The following is a 21,436-nucleotide window of genomic DNA, read 5'->3' as shown; positions in this document are numbered from 1 at the left end:
AGTGCATGGTGAGACCCCGCAGAGCGAAGCTCGAGGAGGCTCACCGCGCTCCCACGGAAAGCGAGTCATTCCCCGCAGCCCCATATCCACTCAACAATAGTCTCGAAACTGAGTCTTCAAGAAAAGGGAGCTTATCTTGAATAGAGAAGGGAATGTTTTTTTATGGTGAAAGGTATAGGAAGGATGTTATGGATATGAAGAGAGTTATTGTTGTTGGTGGTGGGCCGAAGTCTTACATACCTGATGTAAAAGAATACGCATGTGAAGAATGCATTTGGATCGGCGCCGATCAAGGAGCGGAAGTCCTCGTTGAGCAGGGAGTGGACCCTGACATTGCCATCGGAGATTTCGACTCCGTCTCGGAACAGTCTCTGGCTGAAATAAAAAAGAAATCCAAACGAATCCTTGTATATCCGGACGAAAAAGATGAAACCGACTTGGAATTAGCCATAAACGAAGCACTCCGTTTAAATCCAAGGCATATTCTATTATTCGGAGTGACCGGTGGCCGGATCGATCATTCTCAAGCGAACATGCAACTCCTGTACCCTCTGATGAAGGAAAATGTAAAGAGTACGATCATCGATCGACAGAACCGAGTGGAATTAGTCTCTGCTGGTGAGCATAAGATAGAAGCGGATGAAATTTACCCATATGTTTCTTTCTTGCCGGTCACGCTTGAAGTGACAAAAATTACGCTTGAAGGGTTCTACTATCCTTTGAATCAAGCTTACCTACCATTTGGATCCACCTTGTGCATCTCAAATCGACTGATTGAAGATACAGGTACTTTTTCATTTGAGTCAGGCATACTCTTAGTAATAAGAAGTACAGACTTGCCTACTTGAAGGTAATAAGGGAGTTCGCATTAGTTCATATAGGAGGAGGGGGCTCTTTTGAAATTTTATACCATCAAACTCCCAAGGTTCGTCGGGGGTTTAGTGCGCGCAGTCATAAGTACATTTAAAAAAGATTAGGACCAAATCAAAAGGGAAAACTCCGGAGTACACATGGGCTGAGCTCCGGAGAGCATTACAAGCGCCCGTTTACTTATCTTTAGACAAATAAAAAAAAGCACCCAGAAAGGGTGCTTTTTTGTGAGCTCATAAGCTCAGTGTCCGCAATTATACGCGTTGTACTTTGCCTGACTTAAGTTCACGTGCTGTTACGTAAACTTTTTGAGGCTTGCCATCCACAAGGATGCGAACTTTTTGAACATTAGCTTTAAATTTACGTTTATTAGCGTTCATCGCGTGTGAACGGTGGTTACCTGAACGGGTACCTTTACCAGATAGAACACTTCTGCGTGCCATGAAAATCCCTCCTGTTACATACATAAATCATCAGATACTTAGTAACTTTATCATATAGAAAACGTGTTTGCAATAATCTAGTCAGAATTATATCAAGAATTTTTTCTTGACAGAACTTATGAATTGTTACACAGTATAGTAGGGATATCCAGGTCATTTTCTTACCATTGAACAGAAATTCATTTCACATTTTTGTGTTATAATAGGGTAGGATTAATGAGGATTATAAAGGAGGATCTATTATGTCTGTTGATTTAAATAACCAATATGGTCATATTACTATTAGCAATGAAGTCATTTCAACGATTGCTGGAGGAGCTGCTGTCGAGTGCTACGGCATCGTCGGGATGGCATCTAAAAATCAGATCCGTGATGGTTTATCTGAAATGCTCCGCAAAGAGAATTTTTCCAGAGGAGTCGTTGTCAGACAGGATGAAGATCGCCTCCATATAGACATGTACATTATCGTGAGCTACGGTACGAAAATTTCCGAAGTCGCTCATAATGTCCAATCACAAGTAAAATACACACTAAACAAAACAGTTGGTTTGTCCGTGGATTCTGTGAATATTTTCATTCAGGGAGTTCGTGTGACAACTGAATAGATCGCGGTTGTAGTCAAAGGAGGAAGTAAGTGTGACGTTACAAAAGTTAGACGGCAAGACGCTTGCCGAAATGATCTTGCAAGGAGCTCATCATTTAAAGCAGAACTCACAAATGATCGATGCTTTGAATGTTTTCCCTGTACCGGATGGAGATACGGGGACGAATATGAATCTGTCCATGACTTCTGGAGCTGAAGAAGTACGGAATGTGGACCAGAATCATGTAGGAACAGTGGCCCAATCTTTATCCAAAGGTCTCTTAATGGGAGCGCGTGGTAACTCAGGTGTTATTCTCTCCCAAATTTTCCGGGGTTTTTCAAAGGCGATTGAAGGTAAAGAAGTCATTACAACCAAAGACTTTTCGGACGCTCTTCAAGGCGGGGCCGCCACAGCATATAAAGCCGTCATGAAACCTGTGGAAGGAACCATTCTTACTGTAGCAAGAGAGACTGCCGAAGCATCTGTCGAGATTGCTAAAAAAGAAGATGACTTCATTCCATTCATCGAAGGAGTCGTTCAAGCAGCGAAAAAATCATTGAAGCATACGCCTGAACTGCTTCCAGTATTGAAAGAAGTGGGTGTAGTAGATAGTGGCGGTCAGGGCCTTGTCACGATTTATGAAGGTTTCCTAGCCAACTTAAAAGGGGAAGAGGTTCCTGATCTTGATGATACAGTATCGATGGATGACATGGTCAACGCTGAACACCACAAGCTAAATCAGGATTTCATGAATACAGAGGATATTGAATTTGGCTATTGCACAGAATTCATGGTCAAATTTGAAGAAGATAAACTTGCTGAACATCCATATGATGAAGAAGCCTTCCGTAATGAGCTCAGTGAAATGGGCGATTCTCTGCTTGTCGTTTCTGATGAAGACTTGATCAAAGTCCATGTCCACGTGGAATATCCAGGTGAAGCGATGACCTTGGGGCAAAGATACGGCAGTCTTGTCAACATGAAGATCGAGAATATGCGTGAGCAGCATACGTCGATCGTTGGTGACAAAAAGAAAGCCAAGCCAAAGTCAGAGGAAAAAGCAGAGTACGGAATCGTGACAGTAAGCATGGGAGACGGAATCAAGAAATTGTTTGAAAGTCTTGGAGCTACTGTTGTCATCCAGGGCGGTCAAACAATGAACCCGAGTACTCAAGATCTTTCAGAAGCGATTAAAGAAGCACATGCGAAACGAGTGCTTGTCTTGCCGAATAACAAGAATATCGTCATGGCTGCTGAACAAGCGGCAGAATTAGCGGATGTAGAGGTGGCTGTCATTCCATCGAAAACGATTCCTCAAGGGATGAGCGCCCTTCTTGGGTTCAACCCGGAAGCGGATCTTGATGCGAATAAAGAGGAAATGCTCAGCCTCATGGCTGAAGTGAAGACAGGTCAAATTACGTACGCCGTCAGAGATACACAAATTGATGGGTTGGACATTTCTAAAGGCCATTTCATGGGAATCGCCGATGGCAAAATCTCCGCTACAGATCAAGATGCATTGACGACTGCTAAAACGTTGTTGAATCAAATGATCGACGAAGATGAAGATGAAATTCTGACCATCTTGACAGGTGAAGAAGTCGACGAAAAAGATGTAGCAGAACTTGAATCATTCATAGAAGAAACGTATGAAGATCTGGAAGTGGAAATCCACAATGGTGGACAGCCGATTTACTCCTATATCTTTTCAATCGAATAAAACGTGCAGGAACGCAGCTGTTGGGGCTGCGTTTCTTTTATGCTTGTTTTCGAACCACCTTGACTCGAAGATGGTTTCGAATAGAAAAAACAACAATTAAGAGATAGCCGGATAGCAGGCAAGTGTACACAAACGTTAAGATCGAATCACTGACTTGGATCGAAGAAAGTAAAGTCCTCGAATTTGTAAGTATGATAAAACCTCCGGCCAATACACCTAGAACAGAAGAAGGAAGGGTTTTGACAAGCCAGGCGGCGATGGGTGCCGCCACAACACCGCCTATAACGAAAGATGAAATGAGCAGCCAGCTGAACTGGTCATGACCTAAAAAAATCAAAAAACCAGCCGTGGCTGAAATCGTTACCAGAAATTCGCTCGTATCCACCGTCCCGATGACTTTCCTTGGAGCGATCCCTGATTTAGAAAGAAGCGCAGGTGTATTCACAGGCCCCCATCCACCCCCTCCGACACTATCCAAAAAACCCCCGGCAATTCCAAGTGGCAAGAGGAAACGTTTGTTTACAGACTTTTTTTCTTTGGTATTTGTTTTTTTCGAAAGGTATAGGAAACGAAAAATGATATAAATCCCTAGTGTGAGTAGGAATATGGATATGTAAGGTCTAATGAATTCCCCTGATATATAGCTTAAAAATGCCGCCCCTAAAAAGGCACTGATGGCACCAGGAACTGCGATAATCATGACAAGGCGTTTGTCTACATTTCCAAATTTATAGTGGGAAAAGCCTGAAACAGCCGTTGTGGCGATCTGAGACATATGGATGGAAGCGGATGCTACAGCAGGAGCAAGTCCATAGGATAAGAGAATGGTTGATGAGCTCAGCCCAAACCCCATGCCGAGTGCTCCATCCATCAGTTGAGCAACAAAACCAATGAGAGCGAAAATCGTCAGTTTTTGCAAAGTGTACCACTCCTTTTAAATAGTTCAATGTGTGGAAAAATATATTTCATTATTCCTATGCATTTACTAGGTTTTATAATCAAAAAAAATAAAACTCCCCCATCTGAAAGAAGGGGGAGTAATCCGCACCTTATCTTTCAGCCTTCTGGCTGCTGGAATGAGCACCTTCTTAAAGGTTGCTGCGGGATAGTTAGACCAGGTTCCTCCCCCGACTCTTCATAAGGATCGTATGAGTGATTTTAAGAATAATTCTAAAACTAACGGACATGGTTTTATTTGTCAATCATATAGTATAAAAAAACATAAAAAATTGTGATTTTTCTAAAAAGCATTGACATATGATGCTAAGGAGCATAAGATTTGTATCAACTTGTTTTTCAGAAAATTTCATACCTTTTCTTATCTAGAGAGGTGGAGGGACTGGCCCTTCGAAGCCTCGGCAACGGATCTACACAGATACTGTGCCAATTCCAGCAAGTGTTAAGCGCTTGAGAAGATAAGGAGAATGTAGTTTACATTTATTCGTAAATGCCTTTCTTCTTATCGCGAAGAAAGGCATTTTTGCTTTAAGAAAGGAGGATGAAATGAAACAACCACTCGTCACGTACCAATCTTTTGAAAATCCATTTGAAGGGGATCCACCGAAAGACGACGATACCAAAGGAGCAGCGGAAGTCATTCGCTGGGCTTACACTCAATATGAGGACATTGTGTATGCCTGCAGTTTCGGAGCAGAAGGTATCGTTCTCATTGATTTGATTTCCAAGGAGAAGCCGGATGCCGAAGTCGTTTTTCTTGATACAGAAATCCATTTTCAAGAAACCTATCAGCTTATTGAAAAAGTGAAAAAGAGGTACCCGAAGTTAAACATAACGATGAAAAAACCTGAGATTACTCTGGAAGAACAAGCTGAGAAATTCGGATCCGCCCTTTGGAAACGGAAGCCGGATCAATGTTGTTACATCCGTAAAATTAAACCACTCGAAGATGCCCTAAGCGGGAGGAAAGCATGGCTGTCGGGACTGAGACGTGAACAATCCCCCAGTCGTCAGAATACGAATTTCGTTAACAAGGATGAGAGATTTAAATCCATAAAAGTATGCCCCTTGATTCACTGGACGTGGGAAGACGTATGGCAATATATCCGACTAAATAGGTTGGATTACAATGAATTGCACGATCGAAATTATCCCAGTGTCGGATGCATCCCATGTACCGCTCAAGCTTCAGATGATGGGAGGTCAGGCAGATGGGAAGGGTTCAATAAAACTGAATGTGGGTTACACACAGCAGAGTCTGTAGAAGAGGAAAATTCATAAAGGAGGAATTTGCATGTCGATTATAACCCCGCACGGTGGAGTGCTTGTAAACAGGTGGAAGGAAACGAGACCGGAGGAGCTGCCGGAAGATATTATCGAGCTTGATTCAATGGCATTAAGTGATGTCGGTTTAATTGCAAATGGTGCTTATAGTCCTTTAAAAGGGTTTATGAACAAAGAAGACTATGAATCTGTCGTTGATACGATGAGGTTGAAAGATGGCACTCCATGGAGTATTCCTATTACGCTCCCGATCACAGAGGCACAGGTTCAGACGCTTGGAAAGAAAGCGCAGTTGGTCAAGGACGGGATTGTATATGGGACGATTACGATAACAGATCGATTTAAACCGGATAAGGAAAAGGAAGCTCAAAACGTGTACTTAACAAAAGAATCTGCTCACCCCGGTGTGAAAAAATTATTCGACAGAGGAGACTGGTATGCAGCAGGTGAAATCGAAGTATTTCAAAAACCTCCTTACGAACATGGGAAATCATTTTATCTAGATCCAAAAGAATCAAGGGAGCTTTTTCAACAACTCGGTTGGAAAAAGGTCGTAGGTTTCCAAACACGAAACCCTGTTCATAGAGCTCACGAATATATCCAGAAAGCTGCGCTTGAGACAGTGGATGGATTGTTTTTAAATCCGCTGGTGGGCGAAACGAAAAGTGATGATATTCCCAGTGATGTCCGGATGAAGAGTTATCAAGTTCTTCTAGAGAACTATTACCCAAAAGAAAGAGTCACTTTGGCCGTATTCAATGCTGCGATGAGGTACGCAGGGCCGCGGGAGGCGATCTTTCATGCGATCGTCAGGAAGAATTTCGGGTGCTCTCATTTCATTGTCGGACGTGATCACGCAGGGGTCGGTGATTACTATGGCACATATGATGCACAGAAAATCTTCAGCCATTACGAAAATGGGGAACTTGGCATTACTCCTCTTTTCTTTGAACACAGTTTTTACTGTAAAGCCTGTGAATCGATGGCTTCTCATAAAACCTGCCCCCACGACAAAGAACATCACATGATCTTGTCAGGGACGAAAGTGAGAGAGTTACTGCGTAAAGGAGAAAAACCTCCAAAAACGTTCAGCCGTCCTGAAGTGGTGGACGTCTTAATCGAAGGACTGCAGAAAGAAACCGTGGAAGTGAAAGGGTGAGGAGCATGAACAAAAATTTGACCTGGCATGAAGCATCCATTGGGAAAGAAGCTTATCGCAGGAAAAATGGGCACCAAAGCGGAGTGCTCTGGTTTACCGGCCTCTCGGGCTCAGGTAAATCAAGCATTGCCAACCGGTTGAACAAAGTTCTGCACGAAAAAGGAATCCAAACCTATTTGCTCGATGGCGACAATGTGAGACATGGACTTAACTCAGACCTCGGGTTTTCGGAAAAAGACAGGGAGGAGAACATCAGACGGATTGGTGAAGTCGCGAAACTCTTTGCCGACAGTGGAACCATCGTTTTAACAGCGTTCATTTCTCCTTATCAAAAAGATCGGGATCTTGTAAGGGCCTCTGTGCCAACGGGGGATTTTATTGAGATCCATGTCGACTGCCCTGTGGAAGAGTGTGAAACTCGTGATCCGAAAGGGCTATATAAGAAAGCGAGAAATGGAGAAATCAAAGGATTTACAGGTATTGATGCTCCTTATGAAGTACCCCTCCATCCGGAACTGGTGCTCGATTCTAAAACTTATGATGTGGAAAACTGTGCTGAACAAGTATGGAAGCTTTTACAAGATAAAAATTGGGTGGAATGAAAGGGGCCGGAAGATGACAAACGTTTATATTGTGGGAGCGGGACCGGGGGATTACGACCTCATAACAGTGAAAGGGTTAAAAGCGATACAAAAAGCAGACGTCATTCTCTATGATCGTTTGATCAATCAAGAGCTTTTGGATGAGGCGAAAGAAGACGCTGAACTTGTTTTTTGCGGCAAACGTCCGGATCATCACGCTTTAAGTCAGACGACCATCAATCACCTTTTGTGTAAATATGCGCTGAAAGGAAAAGTGGTCACCCGTTTGAAAGGGGGAGACCCATTCGTATTCGGACGTGGAGGAGAAGAAGCGGAGGCACTCGCCAAAAGAAGCATTCCTTATGAAATCGTGCCGGGAATCACTTCGGGAATTGCAGCGCCTGCTTATGCAGGCATTCCTGTGACCCACCGGGACTACAGTTCTTCTGTCGCTTTCATTTCAGGTGTCAATAAAAAAGGCAGCGATGAAGAGGCCTATTGGGAGCGAGTCGTTAAAAGTATGGATACTTTGTGCATTTATATGGGAGTAAAGAAGTTACCAGACATATGTGAACGACTCTTGAAATACGGAAGACCTCTTCATACACCGGTAGCCTTGGTGCAATGGGGCACAACAGAAGAGCAAAAAACGGTGACAGGCACAATTGAAGATATCGTTGAAAAATCAAGAAGTATTGAGAATCCTGCGATGATCGTCGTAGGGGATGTAGTCAGGTTACGAGAACGTCTGCAATGGTTTGAACCTACCGTGGAAGAAAACCTTAAAGAAATGACCACAGGCGTTGTATGAAAGTGGGGGTACGATGGAAGCCGTTTTATATGTCAGTCATGGTAGTAGAAAAAAGGAAGCTAAAGAGGAAGCGGTTCACTTTTTGACCCATGTTCAGCGCAAGGTCGATTGCGAACTTTATCATATTTGTTTTCTCGAGTTAGCAGATCCGGATGTGTTGGAAGGCATTCGCAAACTTGTAGAAAAAGGGGCTGAAAAGGTTGTCATCATCCCTGTACTGTTATTGAGTGCCGGACACTATTTCAAGGATATTCCCAATGAGATCGAGAAAGCCAAAGCGATCTATCCAGATCTTTCAATCACTTATGGTCAAACGCTTGGAGTGCAGGAAAGAATCACGGATGTGCTGGTAGACCGCTTGAAAGAACTGCCGGCCGAACTTGATGAAACAACAAATGTATTACTTGTAGGAAGAGGGAGCAGGCATCCTGATACAAAAAAATCCATTGAATTGATTGCTGATGTGTTGAAAGAGAAGTGCCGGATCGAACATATCCAAACATGCTACCTGGCTGCTCTTTCTCCGCGATTTGCAGATGCGTTTGAAGAATCGCTGCGCAAATATTCTAAAACGATTGTTATTCCTTACTTGTGGTTTACCGGCCTCCTCTATGAGTCTTTGGAAAAAAGTTTGCAGAACGTAAGAGAGAAAGGAGGTCATGTCTATCTCGCTTCCTATTTAAATGATCATCCCAATATGGTTCAATCTCTGGTTGACCGAGTCAATCAAGCATTAAGCAAAGGGATGGAAGAGGAGGAAAGATTAAGGTGATTTCGCTCTCCGTTGATTTAGAAAAAAAGGATATCATCATCATTGGAGGAGGAAAAACAGCTGAGAAAAGGGCGAAGGTCTTCCATCGAGAGAAAGCAAGGATTACTATTGTCAGTCCAACCGTCACGGAGGACCTCCAACAGTTGATTAAGGATGGAGGAATTCGCTGGTGGAACAGGTGTTTTAAACCTGACGATGTCACCGCTGCTTTTCTTTTGGTTATTGCAACAGAAGACCAGGATACAAACGACAGGATAGCAATGCTTGCAGGTGATGTCCCTCTCGTGAACAGAGCGGATGGGGGGAAGGGTGGGAACTTACATATTCCTGCACAATTCTCCAGAGGAAAACTAAATGTATCTGTTACCACTCAAGGCGCAAGCCCTAAGCTCGCCAGCCGGTTGCGTGCAGAATGGGAAAAACAGTTTCCGCCTGCTTATAAGGAATATGTAGATTTTTTATATGAATGCAGGCAAATGCTGAAGACTTCTTCTTTATCCAGAGCGGAAAAAGATAGGTATTTGGAAAGAATGCTTGATCCCTCTTATTTGGAACGGGAAAAACAATCGATCATCAAGGAAGAAATACATAACAAAGGAGGAGCACGCATTTGTCGGGATTAAAAGGAAAAAAGGTAGGCATTGCGGCAGTCCGCCGTTCGGAGGCGATTGAAAAATTAATTACAAACATGGGTGGAGAACCGTTTGTTTTTCCATTGCAAGGGGAGCAGTTGCTGGATGAAAAAGCATCCCGCCGTCATGTGGAAGACTATCTTCGTCAATCGTTCAGCCGGGTTATTTTGACGACAGGAATTGGTGCTCGGACCCTTAGCGATGCGGCAATAAGAGAAAATCTGGACGGTCTGTTCCTTCAGAAGTTGGAAAAAGAGTCACTTGCCATTCGCGGTTCGAAAACGATGGATTGGTTAAAGACGAATGAACTGTTCCCTGACGTGATTTCTGAAGACGGAACGATGGAAAATCTGTTGAGTCAAATCCCTGTCGTAGATCAAACAGAGACCCGCAAAATCTTTCTCCAGACATACAACGAAGATGAAGAATTCTTGATAAGAAAATTAGAGAAGAAAGGATACAGCGTTTACCGGGCTAACCCTTACAGGTTCTTACCGCCTGATCCTGTGGTCGTAGAAGATTTAGCCCTTCACATAGCAAACGCTCAATTGGATGCGGTTGTTTTCACAAGTAAAACCCAGGTGAAAAATTTATTTTATCAAACTAAGAGGCGGCATGAGGTTGTGGAAGCTTTCAATCATCATGTCCAGGCGGCAGCTGTTGGAAAAGTAACCGCCCAATCCCTTCATGACCATGGAATTTCTTCGGTCGTTCAACCCGAGCGTCCGAAAATGGGTGCGATGATCGTGGAGCTTGACCAGTATTTTCAGTCTCAATTGTCGCATCATTAGCTACCAATCTGGAGGTGTCAATGTTGAATCTAGAAGTCAAGAACAGCCCCTTTGATCAAGAACAAGCGGAACAATTGAACCGTTTGCTTTTGACAATGGATGATAGACAAAAAATTTGGCTGAGCGGTTATTTAGCTGCCGTTCCAAGCCATGCTTCCCCTGATGCAAAGGATCACCAAGGAGAAGGAAAAGCGGCGGCTGCCCGGCAGGTAACCCTGTTGTATGGATCACATACGGGGAACTGTCAGGCTCTAGCTGAAGAATATTCAGCGAAGTTAAAAGAAAATGGCTTTGAAGCCAATGTTATGGATATGGATGAATACAAACCGAAAAACTTAAAAAATGAGCAGGATCTATTGATTTTAACAAGCACCCACGGAGACGGAGATCCACCGGACAATGCACTATCTTTATATGATTTTCTCTTCAGTAAACGAGCGCCCAAGTTAGACGGAATCAGGTATTCAGTCCTTGCTCTAGGTGACAGCTCTTATGAGTTCTTTTGTCAGACGGGGAAGGAAATCGATGAAAGGCTGGCCGAACTTGGCGCAGAGCGTATCCGCCCCCGCGTCGATTGCGACTTGGATTACGAAGAAGATGCTGAATCATGGTGGAATGGAGTGCTTGAAAAAATAGGGGATACAAAGGATTCTGTCGCTCAAACGGTTGAAAAAGTCACTTCTATTACAGATCGTCCGATTTACTCTAAGAAAAATCCTTTTCAAGCGGAAGTATTGGAGAATATCAATCTGAGCGGACGCGGATCGAATAAAGAGACCCGCCATTTGGAAATCGACCTTGAGGGGGCAAACCTTACCTATGAACCCGGGGACAGTCTAGGGATTTTTCCGAAAAATGATGAAGCACTCGTAGATGAGCTGATTAAAGAAATGGATTGGGATCCGGACTTGTCGGTCATCGTGAACAAAGGTGGGGAAGTCCGCGCATTACGGGAAGCTCTGATTTCCTATTATGATATTACAGCTTTGACCATACCTTTACTGGAAAAAATAGCGGCTCTGACAGATCATGAAGAATTCGAACAACTTGTTTCATCCAGAGAAAAAATGAATGCCTATGTATATGGAAGGGACCTGTTGGATGTCGTCAGAGATTATGGACCATGGGAAGCGGGAGCCGAAGAGTTTGTCAGCGCCTTAAGGAAAATACCTGCAAGGCTGTATTCCATTGCGAGCAGTTTAAAGGCAAATCCCGATGAAGTGCACCTGACCATCGGGACAGTAAGGTATGATTCAAATGGCCGGAATCGTACAGGAGTCTGCTCGGGGCAATGTGCAGAAAGGACAGAAGCGGGAGATCAGCTGTCTGTTTTTGTGCAGAAAAACAACAATTTCAAACTGCCGGATGACCCGTCAATCCCGATCATCATGATTGGTGCAGGGACGGGTGTCGCACCTTATCGATCGTTCCTTGAAGAGAGAGAAGAAAGGGAGGCGCGGGGCAGGTCCTGGCTTTTCTTCGGTGAACAGCACTTTGTTACGGATTTCTTATACCAAGTCGAATGGCAGCGGTGGTTAAAAGATGGGGTCTTAACAAAAATGGATGTCGCTTTCTCTAGAGATACATCAGAAAAAGTGTACGTCCAGCACCGATTGCTTGAGAACAAGGAGGAATTTTATCAATGGTTAACATCCGGGGCTTATGTCTATGTATGTGGAGATGAAAAATACATGGCCAAAGATGTACACAACACCATCCTGCAAATAATAAAAGAAGAAGGAAAATACACCGAAGAAGAAGCAGAGGAATATTTGAAAGAATTGAGAAAAGCGAAGCGTTACCAAAGGGACGTTTATTGAAAAGGAAGGGAGAGGTAGTCTAGTGGCTGAAAACAAAATCTTAAGGCCTGAAGGTCCACCGGATGATATGGAGAGGATCAAAGAAGAGAGTCGTTTTTTAAGAGGAACGCTCTTGGATAGTTTTCAAGACTCGATCAGCGCGAGTATCCCTGTGGATGATACGAAACTGCTGAAATTTCACGGAAGTTACATGCAGGATGATCGTGATCTGAGAAATGAGCGGAAGAAGCAGAAACTAGAACCCGCTTATCAATTCATGGTGCGTGTCCGTCTTCCCGGAGGTGTGGCGACGCCAGATCAATGGCTGACGATGGATTCGTTAGCGGATGAATATGGAAATGGTACCATGAAGCTTACGACAAGGCAGACCTTCCAGTTGCACGGGATATTGAAATGGAACATGAAAAACAGCATACAAGCAATGAATAAAGCATTGCTTGATTCCATTGCAGCTTGTGGGGATGTCAACCGTAATGTCATGGCTAACGTGAATCCAAATCAGTCCGTTTATCATGCGGAAGTCTATCAGTTTGCTAAACAAATAAGTGAACACTTACTTCCGAAGACCAGAGCGTATCATGAAATCTGGCTTGATGAAGAAAAAGTCATGGATGGCAAAAAGGAAGAAGAGCCGTTGTATGGTACTCACTACCTGCCGCGAAAATTCAAAATTGGTGTCGCCGTTCCCCCTTCCAATGATGTGGATGTATTTTCACAGGATCTCGGTTTCATAGCCGTTGAAGAAGAGGGGAAGCTGATCGGTTTCAATGTAGTTGTTGGCGGCGGAATGGGCATGACCCATGGAGATGAGGCTACATACCCTCAATTAGGTCGTGTCATTGGTTTTTGTCCGAAAGAAAAAGGCAAAGATGTCGCTGAGAAAATCCTGACGATTCAGCGTGATTACGGAAACCGTTCGAATCGGAAGAACGCTCGTTTCAAATACACGGTTGATCGTCTTGGACTGGATTGGATCCGTGAGGAATTGAATCGTAGAACCGGTTGGGAACTGAATGAGGCAAAACCCTATCATTTTGATCATAATGGCGATCGATATGGATGGTTGAAGGGGGAAGATGGGGTTTGGCATCATACGTTTTTTATCCAAAATGGACGCATTAAAGATGAAGCGGATTATTTACTAAAAGAAGGAATGCGGAAAATTGCCGAACTGGGACTTGGTGAGTTCCGGCTGACCCCTAATCAGAATGTTACGCTTTCCAAGATAAAGGAAGAGAATAAACCAGAAATAGAAGCTATTATTGAAGAGTACGGGTTATCCGAAGGAAAGCAAAATTCTGCATTAAGAAGAAATTCCATGGCCTGTGTGGCCATGCCTACGTGCGGGCTGGCAATGGCTGAGTCTGAAAGGTATCTGCCTTCGTTGATTGATCAAATAGAAGAAGTCCTGGATGAAGTGGGCTTGAGAAATGAAGAAATTATTATAAGAATGTCAGGTTGTCCAAATGGATGTTCACGCCCAGCGCTTGGGGAGATTGGTTTTATAGGTAAAGCCCCTGGTAAATATAACCTTTATCTGGGAGCTGGGTTTGCGGGGGACAGGTTGAATAAACTCTATCGTGAAAATATCGGAGAAAGAGAAATCTTAGAAGAGTTAAGGCCCTTACTTGTCCATTATGCGAAGCAGCGGGAAGATAATGAAAGGTTTGGAGATTTTGTCATACGTAAAGGGTACATCCAACCGGTAACTTCAGGTCAAGACTTTCATTCATAAATAAAATTTTCACCATATGAAGCGCCATGCATAAAGTGTAGGGCAGACTTTATGCAAAAAGAGGTGCAAAGGTATGGATGACAAACAGAAACAATTGCCGGATTTGTTCGATCAACGCTTTCGTGACATCGTCAAAGCGTTCGATTCATTCTTTGATGAATCTATCAAACATGTTCAGGATTTCTTTCAACAAACGACCATTCCTGTGGAAGTGTTCGAAACAGAACGGGACGTCACCGTGGAAGCCTATCTTCCTAATGTGACGCGTGAGCAAATACGCATTGATCGCTCTGGGAACCAGCTTCGAATCCGCGTGGATGAACGGCAACTTCGAGAAGTGAAAAATGAAGATGCTCATTATTACAACCGTACTCATTCATTTAGTCAAAGAGAACGCGTGATCACTCTTCCTTTTGCCGTTGCTGATACAGCAAGCAGTGCATCCTTTAAGGGTGGCGTTCTTACGATTGTATTTCCAAAGCATAACTCTTCCATTAAGGTCATAGACGTGGATGATCAATAACCCTGTCCTCACACCAAAAAGCGTCCAGAATAACCTGGACGCTTTTTTGATGATTTTTTTATCCATTGTTATGTCGTTATTAAGCTAAATAGCAGGATTGTGAAAGACTCGATTTCGAGACTTTGTGGGAGTTTAGGGGCTCCGGGAAAAGGTTCGCTTTCCGTGGGCGAGTGATGAGCCTCCTCGAGCTAACGCTCTGCGGGGTCTTATCTACCACGCACTTCCTCTTAGATATCCGGTTCCGGCGCCTAGCGGCTAGTGAGACTTCCCTCGCTTCTGTACGATAAGTCAACATCGAATCTCTCCGTTCTTCGTGTTTCCTTTATCTCCGCCAGCTCAGTCCAGTCCATACGCCGCTGATCGAGGCGCCTCCACACTTAAGGTAGGAGTCTCACCGTTTTCCTCCGCCCCTTTACCATATGAGTTTCTCGAAATCGCTCTAGTAGTAACCTGCCGTGTTCTGTAATGAAGACCTGCTCACCAACGCCGTTATAGAGTCGCTTTAACCATAGATCCTGCACGAATAAGGCGTGGGAACAGGGTCTGGGAAACGTCCGCATGAAAAGCGAATGGAAACACGAACGTGTGTGTTTTTCTACTGACTGATCCAAAACACTGCAAATCGTCGTTTCCCTGACCCCGTATCCATGGCCAGGAATTGTCATTCATTATTTCAACTAGGCAAGGCTGCCTTTAAGGCCGCGCGGAAAGTGAGCCATCCCCAGAAGCACTGACCCGCTCATCAACAGTCTCGAAACTGAGTCTTCCACAATCGGGAGCTTTTCAGGAAGAAGGAGGGAGGATTTTTGAGGCTTCTGAATTTTTGCGGGGTACATATATTTAATAATGGTTCAAAAAAGGGAAGAAATGTTCTCAAGGACCCGGGGGGTTTTTGTATGTATGTCGTGTGGGTTCCGTGCTATGTCCCTGTCGTATACCCGAATGTTTACCATCATTACCCTCAACGTCGAGATCTTCGCTTGTATCCGGAAGTTGACGAGGATATGTTTGTCCAGTCTGCCTCAGAGATGGAAAAGTTGATGGATGATGCTAGAAAAGTAGTAGGAAAAATTAGCAATTCACATGATTTTGCTAATGATGTGATGGGGGCTGCTCAGGAATCAGATCAATCGAAAGTAAACACCTTGATTCGAAGTTCTGGTGTAGAGTCCCCCTTTCAAGCAGATTATAATCCAGACCGGATGAAAATCCATTTGTCTGCAAGCAATCAACAAGTAGAGTGTTGTCAGTTAACCATTGTTTTACGATGGAGAATACAATAAATCCCGTACATCTTAGATGTACGGGATTTATTGCTTTTTTGTATTCATTTAAAAAATACAGCATAGTTGCGCTGCACCTAAATTAATGACCAAGCGAGCGCATGATAAATTCAATGAGAAAGACCATGGCGATCAGTACGACTGGCGTAGTTAGTTCTCTTTGTTTTCCGATGGCGAATTTTACGATCGGATACGCGATGAATCCAAAAGCCATTCCATCAGCGATGGAGTAGGTGAAGGGAATCATCACGATAATCAGGAAGGCTGGCATCGCTTCGGATAATTGATCCAGGGGAATTTCCTTAATGTTTTGTACCATCAGCGCTCCGACAATGATGAGAATTGGTGCGATAGCGGTGGATGGTACCATGGAAATCCAAGGGGTCAAAAAGATGGTGCCGATGAATAAGGCAGCCATTGTGAGTGCTGCTCTTCCTGACTTACCTCCGGATGCAATGACAGCTGCACTCTCAGCTGAAGAAACCGTCGGTGATGTACCGAGGAATCCAGTACTTAATGCTGAAAAGGCAGAGGCCTGATAGGACCTTTTGAATTTGCTTTGTTGATCAAGCATCTCCAATTGTCCGTGAATAAGACCCATATTCTCAAAAATGAGAACGATCGCAAGGGGGAAAACGGCCATCCAGAATCCGAACTCTGTCACGCTTGCGAAATCCGGCATGAAGATCCATGACTGTTCGCTGAGTGCGAGAGAATCTCCTCTTTCTCCCAATACTCCTGTGAAATGAGCGATGATGGTACCTGCAATCATCGTCACTAAGAAGTTACCAGGGACATTTTTTGTGAAAAGGAAAATCCCGATAAACAATGTAAGGATACTTGTGATGACAATTGCAGACGAAGGGTTGCCGAGTGTGATCAAAGAGTGTTCCCCTCTGACGACAAGGCCGCCTTTTTCTAATCCGATCAACGTCAAGAACAGTCCAAGACCAACCGTGATGGCATGCTTCAAAGAGCCCGGAATCGCGTGTTTCAACCAGTCTCCAAGTTTTGTGAAAGCCGTGATTAGAAAGATCAACGAAGCTAGGAATACAACAGCCAGCCCTTCTTGAAACGTCAATCCCGTACCTTCAACGATGGAGTAGGCAAACAAAGCGTTAACACCCATTCCTGGAATGAGAACCATAGGCGCATTAGCGTATAAAGCCATGATCAAACAGCCGAGTGCGCTGGCAAGAATCGTTGCAATCATACCACTTTCGAGCGGCAGACCTGCACTGTGAAGGATTTGGCTGTTCACGGCCACAATGTAGACGGTCGTGAAATAACCGATCAATCCAGCCAAACCTTCTTTCTTCCAGCTCACTTTTTGATGATGCTGATTGAGCATTTGAATCTCCTCTATGAAATTTATCCCTCTCCCGCCCGGTTACCGAGTAACCCACAAACGTTTATTTTACTCGTAAATGAACAATCTATCAACCTGATTTGTTCGCTTTTTGTAAAAAATGAGGTGTAGAACAACAGTTTGTGTTAAGATGTAAAAGGATTATAATATAGTAGAAAGCGTTTTCTTTCTTTATATATAGATGAAAAAGGGAAGGTGATTTTCATGAAATTTCGTTCAGTATTCGATATTATCGGTCCCGTCATGATTGGGCCATCCAGTTCACACACCGCAGGGGCAGCAAGGATCGGGCGTGCCGCACGCCATTTATTTGGCAGGGAACCAAAATATGCCCACATCCATTTGTATGGATCATTTGCGAAAACCTATAAAGGTCATGGCACAGATGTAGCCATCATTGGTGGATTGCTCGACTACGATACGTATGATGAACGAATCAGTCAATCACTCGTTACGGCGCGGAAAAATGGAATGAAGGTAAGATTTCATGAAGAGGATGCTCATACGGATCATCCCAACACGGCCAGAATAAAAATCGGTGACGATGATGGTGAGCTCGAGTTAGTCGGAATTTCCATCGGGGGAGGAAAAGCGGAAATTACGGAATTGAATGGTTTTGAACTTCGCTTATCCGGAAGTCACCCGGCGATTCTGCTTATTCACAATGATCGTTATGGAGCCATTGCCTCGGCTACGGCCATTTTAGCTAAAAATGAAATCAATATCGGACGCATGGAAGTGTCCCGTAAAGCGCAAGGAGAACAAGCCTTGATGGTCATTGAAGTGGATCAGAACATTGATGATTCGATCCTTGATGAACTAGAACGAGCGGATCACATTACACAAGTAGCTAAAATATCAGATTAAATAAAGAAAGGAGAGCTCACATGTTTCGAAATGTAGCTGAACTCGTAGAATTAGCAGAAAGTGAAAATATCCAAATCTCTGAAGTTATGATTCGTCAGGAGATGGAAGTGAAACAACTAACGAGGGAGCAAGTGTTCTCTCAAATGGAAAGAAACCTCGATGTTATGGAGAAAGCGATTGAAGATGGTTTGAAAGGTGTTAAATCGCATAGTGGATTGACTGGAGGAGATGCAGTCCTCATTCAAAACTATATGAAAAATCACACCCCGTTATCCGGAAACCTTCTTATGGATGCCGTTAGTAAAGCTGTCGCAACAAATGAAGTGAATGCGGCCATGGGGACCATCTGTGCTACACCTACCGCAGGAAGTGCCGGTTGTGTGCCGGGGACGCTTTTTGCTGTGAAAAATCAATTGAATCCGACGCGTGAACAAATGGTTCGTTACCTGTTTACTTCCGGTGCCTTCGGATTTGTGGTTGCTAATAATGCTTCTATTTCCGGGGCCGCAGGAGGTTGTCAGGCAGAAGTCGGGTCAGCTGCAGGGATGGCTGCTGCTGCGATTGTAGAAATGGCCGGGGGTACGCCTTCACAATCTGCTGAAGCAATGGCGATTACTTTGAAAAATATGCTCGGCCTCATTTGTGATCCTGTTGCAGGTCTAGTAGAAGTCCCTTGTGTGAAAAGAAATGCCATGGGTTCATCCAACGCGGTTGTTGCTGCGGATATGGCTCTTGCAGGAGTGACGAGCCGAATTCCTTGTGATGAGGTTATTGATGCGATGTACAAAGTAGGGCAGCGCATGCCTTCAGCATTCAGGGAAACGGCTCAAGGTGGACTTGCTGCTACACCTACGGGGCGTGAATTAGAAGCCAAAGTGTACGGAATATCGTTGAAGAAAGAGTGAATGACGTGTTGCACCAATCGATCAGTGAAGTTAAAGGAGTAGGAGATAAACTACGATTACAATTAAATGAGCTTGGACTCTTTACAGTGGAAGATCTATTATTCTACTTTCCGCACCGCTATGATTCTTATGAAGTGAAGCCTCTTACTGAATTGACGCACAATGAGAAGGCGACCATTGAAGGTGAAATCGTCTCTGAACCTGCTTTAAGTTTTTATGGCAGGAAGAAATCACGGCTGACTTTTACCCTTCAAGTCGATCAGTTTGCGGTAAAAGCTGTCATGTTCAATCGTGCTTTTGCAAAGAAACAATTGAATCAAGGGGACACGGTTACGGTGACAGGGAAGTGGGATCAACAGAGACTCCAAATAACGGTCAGCCAGTTTAAAAAAGGAGAGTCTAAAAGTCAGGAACCCATCCAGCCTGTGTACACGTTGAAAGAAGGGGTTAACCTCAACACATTGAGGAAAGTGATCAAAAACGCCCTTGATGATTATAGTGTGGATCTTCCTGAGATTCTTCCTGAAGATCTGGCTCTTGCTTATAAACTCCCAGACCGCCCTTCAGCTTTGAATCAAATGCATTATCCGGAAACAAGGGTGATGCTGAAGCATGCAAAACGTCGTTTTATATACGAAGAGTTTCTTGTATTTCAATTAAAAATGCAGCTGTTAAGAAAGCATAACCGTGAATCGACATCAGGAATTGTTCAAACGTATGACAACGATCAGTTGACGGCATTTGTTCAATCGCTGCCATTCGAATTGACTTCTGCGCAGAAACGGTCTCTCGCAGAAATTTTAAACGACATGAAAAGTCCGCACAGAATGAATCGTCTCCTTCAAGGGGACGTCGGCTCAGGAAAGACAGCTGTTGCCGCGATTGCTCTTTACGCATCAATTACAGCTGGTCATCAGGGGGCTCTCATGGTTCCGACGGAAATTCTGGCAGAACAACATTACCATTCTTTGCAACAAATGTTTGAAGGGCGTGCGAAGGTAGCTTTACTGACCGGATCTATCAAAGGAAAGCGGAGACGAGAAATCCTGGAAGCCGTGGAGCAGAATGAAATCGATATCCTCGTTGGTACCCATGCGCTCATACAGGATGAGGTCGTCTTCAAAAACCTTGGATTTGTGATCGTCGATGAGCAGCACCGTTTCGGAGTCGAGCAGCGGCGGGCACTGCGAGATAAGGGTCTTTCTCCTGATGTCCTATTCATGACAGCAACGCCTATTCCAAGGACGCTTGCGATTACGGCATTCGGAGATATGGATGTCAGTATGATTGACGAAATGCCGGCAGGACGGAAACCTGTGGATACGTATTGGGTCAAAGGAGAAATGACCAACCGCGTCTTGAGCTTTATACAGAAAGAGATTGACCAGGGGCACCAGGCCTACGTCATTTGTCCTTTGATCGAAGAATCGGACCAGCTTGATATTCAAAATGCCATTGACCTCTACGATCAGCTAAGCGCTGTTTTTGAGCCGTCTACATCCGTCGGATTGATGCATGGTCGTCTCCATAACGAAGAAAAAGAGAGCGTTATGCAACAATTTGCAGCGAACGAGCTGAAGATCCTCGTCTCCACAACGGTCGTAGAGGTAGGCGTGAACGTACCGAATGCAACTGTCATGGTCATTTATGATGCACAAAGGTTCGGTCTTTCCCAGCTTCACCAGTTGAGAGGACGTGTAGGGCGTGGAGCCGATCAAAGTTACTGTATTCTTCTTGGTGATCCCAAAGGAGACGTAGGGAAAGAACGAATGAGAATTATGACCGAGACGAATGATGGCTTTGAATTGTCTGAACAAGATTTGAAGCTGCGTGGTCCCGGCGACTTTTTCGGCAAAAAGCAAAGCGGTCTTCCTGAATTCAAGGTCGGAGACATGGTGCACGATTACCGCGCACTCGAAACCGCAAGAAAAGACGCCGCTGAAATGATTATGGAAAATATGCTTGATAATGACGAACGATACAAAACTCTAAAAGAGCACGTATATAGTGACCAACACCTTCTTGGTAATGTGTTGGACTAACTAACCAAACACTCGGCCAAAAAGCCGAGTGTTTTCCATTTCCCACACGACCCCTTTCAAGTATAGCTCCCTTTTCTTGAAGACTCAGTTTCGAGACTTTTGTTGAGTGGATGGGGCTGCGGGGAATAGCTCGCTTTCCATGGGAGCGCAAGGGGCACATACCGCGCATCCTTAAAGGAAGCCTTGCCTAGTTGAAATAATGAATGACAAATCCTGGCCATGGATACGGGGTCAGGGAAACGACGATTTGCGGTGTTTTGAATCCGTTCGTAGAAAAACACACACGTT

The 21,436-nt window shown here is 44.2% G+C and carries 21 protein-coding genes and 2 riboswitches; of the genes, 18 read left to right on the top strand and 3 right to left on the bottom strand.

Going from position 1 to position 21,436, the window contains the following annotated elements:
- Nucleotides 1-194: 194 nt before the first annotated feature.
- Together DYE48_RS19145 and spoVM are read left to right on the top strand one after the other, a co-directional pair.
- Complete coding sequence (locus DYE48_RS19145) at nt 195-848, top strand: thiamine diphosphokinase (protein ID WP_115824963.1); 654 nt, start codon at nt 195-197, stop codon at nt 846-848.
- Between the two features lie 48 nt (nt 849-896).
- Complete coding sequence (gene spoVM / locus DYE48_RS19140; RefSeq protein WP_035505439.1) at nt 897-977, top strand: stage V sporulation protein SpoVM; 81 nt, start codon at nt 897-899, stop codon at nt 975-977.
- Between the two features lie 147 nt (nt 978-1,124).
- Here spoVM and rpmB read toward each other — a convergent pair whose 3' ends face one another.
- Entirely contained in the window at nt 1,125-1,313 is a 189-nt protein-coding gene (gene rpmB / locus DYE48_RS19135) for a 50S ribosomal protein L28 (protein ID WP_035505437.1), read from the bottom strand.
- A gap of 242 nt (nt 1,314-1,555) precedes the next feature.
- Between rpmB and DYE48_RS19130 the strand changes: the two genes are divergently transcribed.
- Nucleotides 1,556-1,918, top strand: coding sequence for an Asp23/Gls24 family envelope stress response protein (locus DYE48_RS19130; protein WP_089654647.1), 363 nt, complete (start codon nt 1,556-1,558; stop codon nt 1,916-1,918).
- Between the two features lie 31 nt (nt 1,919-1,949).
- The gene (locus DYE48_RS19125; RefSeq protein WP_115824961.1) at nt 1,950-3,617 is read left to right on the top strand and encodes a DAK2 domain-containing protein; all 1,668 of its coding nucleotides are present in this window, start codon (nt 1,950-1,952) and stop codon (nt 3,615-3,617) included.
- Between the two features lie 37 nt (nt 3,618-3,654).
- On the opposite strand, the gene DYE48_RS19120 is transcribed toward DYE48_RS19125, so the two are convergent.
- Complete coding sequence (locus DYE48_RS19120) at nt 3,655-4,536, bottom strand: sulfite exporter TauE/SafE family protein (RefSeq protein WP_115824960.1); 882 nt, start codon at nt 4,534-4,536, stop codon at nt 3,655-3,657.
- A 127-nt stretch (nt 4,537-4,663) separates the two neighbouring features.
- Nucleotides 4,664-4,761: riboswitch (SAM riboswitch) on the bottom strand.
- 171 nt (nt 4,762-4,932) lie between these two features.
- Nucleotides 4,933-5,039: riboswitch (SAM riboswitch) on the top strand.
- An 81-nt stretch (nt 5,040-5,120) separates the two neighbouring features.
- Between DYE48_RS19120 and DYE48_RS19115 the strand changes: the two genes are divergently transcribed.
- The 11 genes from DYE48_RS19115 (at nt 5,121) to DYE48_RS19065 (ending at nt 15,965) form a co-directional block, all read left to right on the top strand.
- Nucleotides 5,121-5,855, top strand: coding sequence for a phosphoadenylyl-sulfate reductase (locus tag DYE48_RS19115; protein WP_115824959.1), 735 nt, complete (start codon nt 5,121-5,123; stop codon nt 5,853-5,855).
- Between the two features lie 13 nt (nt 5,856-5,868).
- Entirely contained in the window at nt 5,869-7,017 is a 1,149-nt protein-coding gene (gene sat, locus DYE48_RS19110; protein WP_115824958.1) for a sulfate adenylyltransferase, read from the top strand.
- 5 nt (nt 7,018-7,022) lie between these two features.
- Nucleotides 7,023-7,619 (top strand): adenylyl-sulfate kinase, encoded by a 597-nt coding sequence (gene cysC, locus DYE48_RS19105; protein ID WP_115824957.1) that lies wholly within the window; start codon nt 7,023-7,025, stop codon nt 7,617-7,619.
- 13 nt (nt 7,620-7,632) lie between these two features.
- Nucleotides 7,633-8,409 carry a uroporphyrinogen-III C-methyltransferase gene (gene cobA, locus DYE48_RS19100; RefSeq protein ID WP_115824956.1) on the top strand — a complete coding sequence of 259 codons (777 nt, stop codon included), beginning with the start codon at nt 7,633-7,635 and terminating at the stop codon, nt 8,407-8,409.
- A gap of 13 nt (nt 8,410-8,422) precedes the next feature.
- Nucleotides 8,423-9,181 carry a sirohydrochlorin chelatase gene (locus DYE48_RS19095; protein ID WP_115824955.1) on the top strand — a complete coding sequence of 253 codons (759 nt, stop codon included), beginning with the start codon at nt 8,423-8,425 and terminating at the stop codon, nt 9,179-9,181.
- A complete protein-coding gene (locus DYE48_RS19090) occupies nt 9,178-9,804 on the top strand; it encodes an NAD(P)-binding protein (protein ID WP_167449558.1) in 627 nt (208 codons plus the stop codon). Before DYE48_RS19095 ends, DYE48_RS19090 begins: the two co-directional genes overlap by 4 nt.
- The gene (locus tag DYE48_RS19085) at nt 9,792-10,604 is read left to right on the top strand and encodes a uroporphyrinogen-III synthase (protein WP_115824953.1); all 813 of its coding nucleotides are present in this window, start codon (nt 9,792-9,794) and stop codon (nt 10,602-10,604) included. The genes DYE48_RS19090 and DYE48_RS19085 overlap by 13 nt, the downstream gene beginning before the upstream one ends.
- Nucleotides 10,605-10,627: 23 nt before the next feature.
- The gene (locus DYE48_RS19080) at nt 10,628-12,424 is read left to right on the top strand and encodes an assimilatory sulfite reductase (NADPH) flavoprotein subunit (protein WP_115824962.1); all 1,797 of its coding nucleotides are present in this window, start codon (nt 10,628-10,630) and stop codon (nt 12,422-12,424) included.
- Between the two features lie 22 nt (nt 12,425-12,446).
- A complete protein-coding gene (gene cysI / locus DYE48_RS19075; RefSeq protein ID WP_115824952.1) occupies nt 12,447-14,159 on the top strand; it encodes an assimilatory sulfite reductase (NADPH) hemoprotein subunit in 1,713 nt (570 codons plus the stop codon).
- A gap of 73 nt (nt 14,160-14,232) precedes the next feature.
- Complete coding sequence (locus DYE48_RS19070; protein WP_115824951.1) at nt 14,233-14,682, top strand: Hsp20/alpha crystallin family protein; 450 nt, start codon at nt 14,233-14,235, stop codon at nt 14,680-14,682.
- An 896-nt stretch (nt 14,683-15,578) separates the two neighbouring features.
- Nucleotides 15,579-15,965, top strand: a complete 387-nt coding sequence (locus tag DYE48_RS19065) for a YuzC family spore coat inner layer protein (protein WP_147299299.1) — start codon at nt 15,579-15,581, stop codon at nt 15,963-15,965.
- An 82-nt stretch (nt 15,966-16,047) separates the two neighbouring features.
- Here DYE48_RS19065 and DYE48_RS19060 read toward each other — a convergent pair whose 3' ends face one another.
- A complete protein-coding gene (locus DYE48_RS19060) occupies nt 16,048-17,316 on the bottom strand; it encodes an NCS2 family permease (RefSeq protein ID WP_115824949.1) in 1,269 nt (422 codons plus the stop codon).
- A gap of 222 nt (nt 17,317-17,538) precedes the next feature.
- On the opposite strand from DYE48_RS19060, the gene sdaAB reads away from it, so the two are divergent.
- The 3 genes from sdaAB to recG are packed head-to-tail and all read left to right on the top strand — an operon-like array spanning nt 17,539 to nt 21,148.
- On the top strand, nt 17,539-18,201 hold the full coding sequence (sdaAB, locus tag DYE48_RS19055; protein ID WP_115824948.1) for an L-serine ammonia-lyase, iron-sulfur-dependent subunit beta: 663 nt from the start codon (nt 17,539-17,541) through the stop codon (nt 18,199-18,201).
- Nucleotides 18,202-18,221: 20 nt separating this feature from the next.
- Nucleotides 18,222-19,106, top strand: a complete 885-nt coding sequence (gene sdaAA / locus DYE48_RS19050) for an L-serine ammonia-lyase, iron-sulfur-dependent, subunit alpha (RefSeq protein WP_089652453.1) — start codon at nt 18,222-18,224, stop codon at nt 19,104-19,106.
- Between the two features lie 5 nt (nt 19,107-19,111).
- On the top strand, nt 19,112-21,148 hold the full coding sequence (recG, locus tag DYE48_RS19045; RefSeq protein ID WP_115824947.1) for an ATP-dependent DNA helicase RecG: 2,037 nt from the start codon (nt 19,112-19,114) through the stop codon (nt 21,146-21,148).
- Nucleotides 21,149-21,436: the final 288 nt, after the last annotated feature.

Origin of the sequence: Halobacillus trueperi (assembly GCF_003386945.1) — a bacterium.
In the GTDB taxonomy this organism is placed as follows: domain Bacteria; phylum Bacillota; class Bacilli; order Bacillales; family Halobacillaceae; genus Halobacillus; species Halobacillus aidingensis.
Note: the sequence above shows the minus strand (reverse complement) of the source record. Positions and strands in the feature narration are given on the sequence as shown.

Coding starts and splice junctions, on each gene's coding strand:
- cysC (WP_115824957.1), top strand. CDS start 7,023: ATGAACAAAAATTTGACCTGGCATGAAGCATCCATTGGGAAAGAAGCT.
- DYE48_RS19060 (WP_115824949.1), bottom strand. CDS start 17,316: ATGCTCAATCAGCATCATCAAAAAGTGAGCTGGAAGAAAGAAGGTTTG.
- DYE48_RS19115 (WP_115824959.1), top strand. CDS start 5,121: ATGAAACAACCACTCGTCACGTACCAATCTTTTGAAAATCCATTTGAA.
- sat (WP_115824958.1), top strand. CDS start 5,869: ATGTCGATTATAACCCCGCACGGTGGAGTGCTTGTAAACAGGTGGAAG.
- DYE48_RS19070 (WP_115824951.1), top strand. CDS start 14,233: ATGGATGACAAACAGAAACAATTGCCGGATTTGTTCGATCAACGCTTT.
- cobA (WP_115824956.1), top strand. CDS start 7,633: ATGACAAACGTTTATATTGTGGGAGCGGGACCGGGGGATTACGACCTC.
- sdaAB (WP_115824948.1), top strand. CDS start 17,539: ATGAAATTTCGTTCAGTATTCGATATTATCGGTCCCGTCATGATTGGG.
- DYE48_RS19130 (WP_089654647.1), top strand. CDS start 1,556: ATGTCTGTTGATTTAAATAACCAATATGGTCATATTACTATTAGCAAT.
- sdaAA (WP_089652453.1), top strand. CDS start 18,222: ATGTTTCGAAATGTAGCTGAACTCGTAGAATTAGCAGAAAGTGAAAAT.
- DYE48_RS19145 (WP_115824963.1), top strand. CDS start 195: ATGAAGAGAGTTATTGTTGTTGGTGGTGGGCCGAAGTCTTACATACCT.
- DYE48_RS19065 (WP_147299299.1), top strand. CDS start 15,579: ATGTATGTCGTGTGGGTTCCGTGCTATGTCCCTGTCGTATACCCGAAT.
- DYE48_RS19095 (WP_115824955.1), top strand. CDS start 8,423: ATGGAAGCCGTTTTATATGTCAGTCATGGTAGTAGAAAAAAGGAAGCT.
- rpmB (WP_035505437.1), bottom strand. CDS start 1,313: ATGGCACGCAGAAGTGTTCTATCTGGTAAAGGTACCCGTTCAGGTAAC.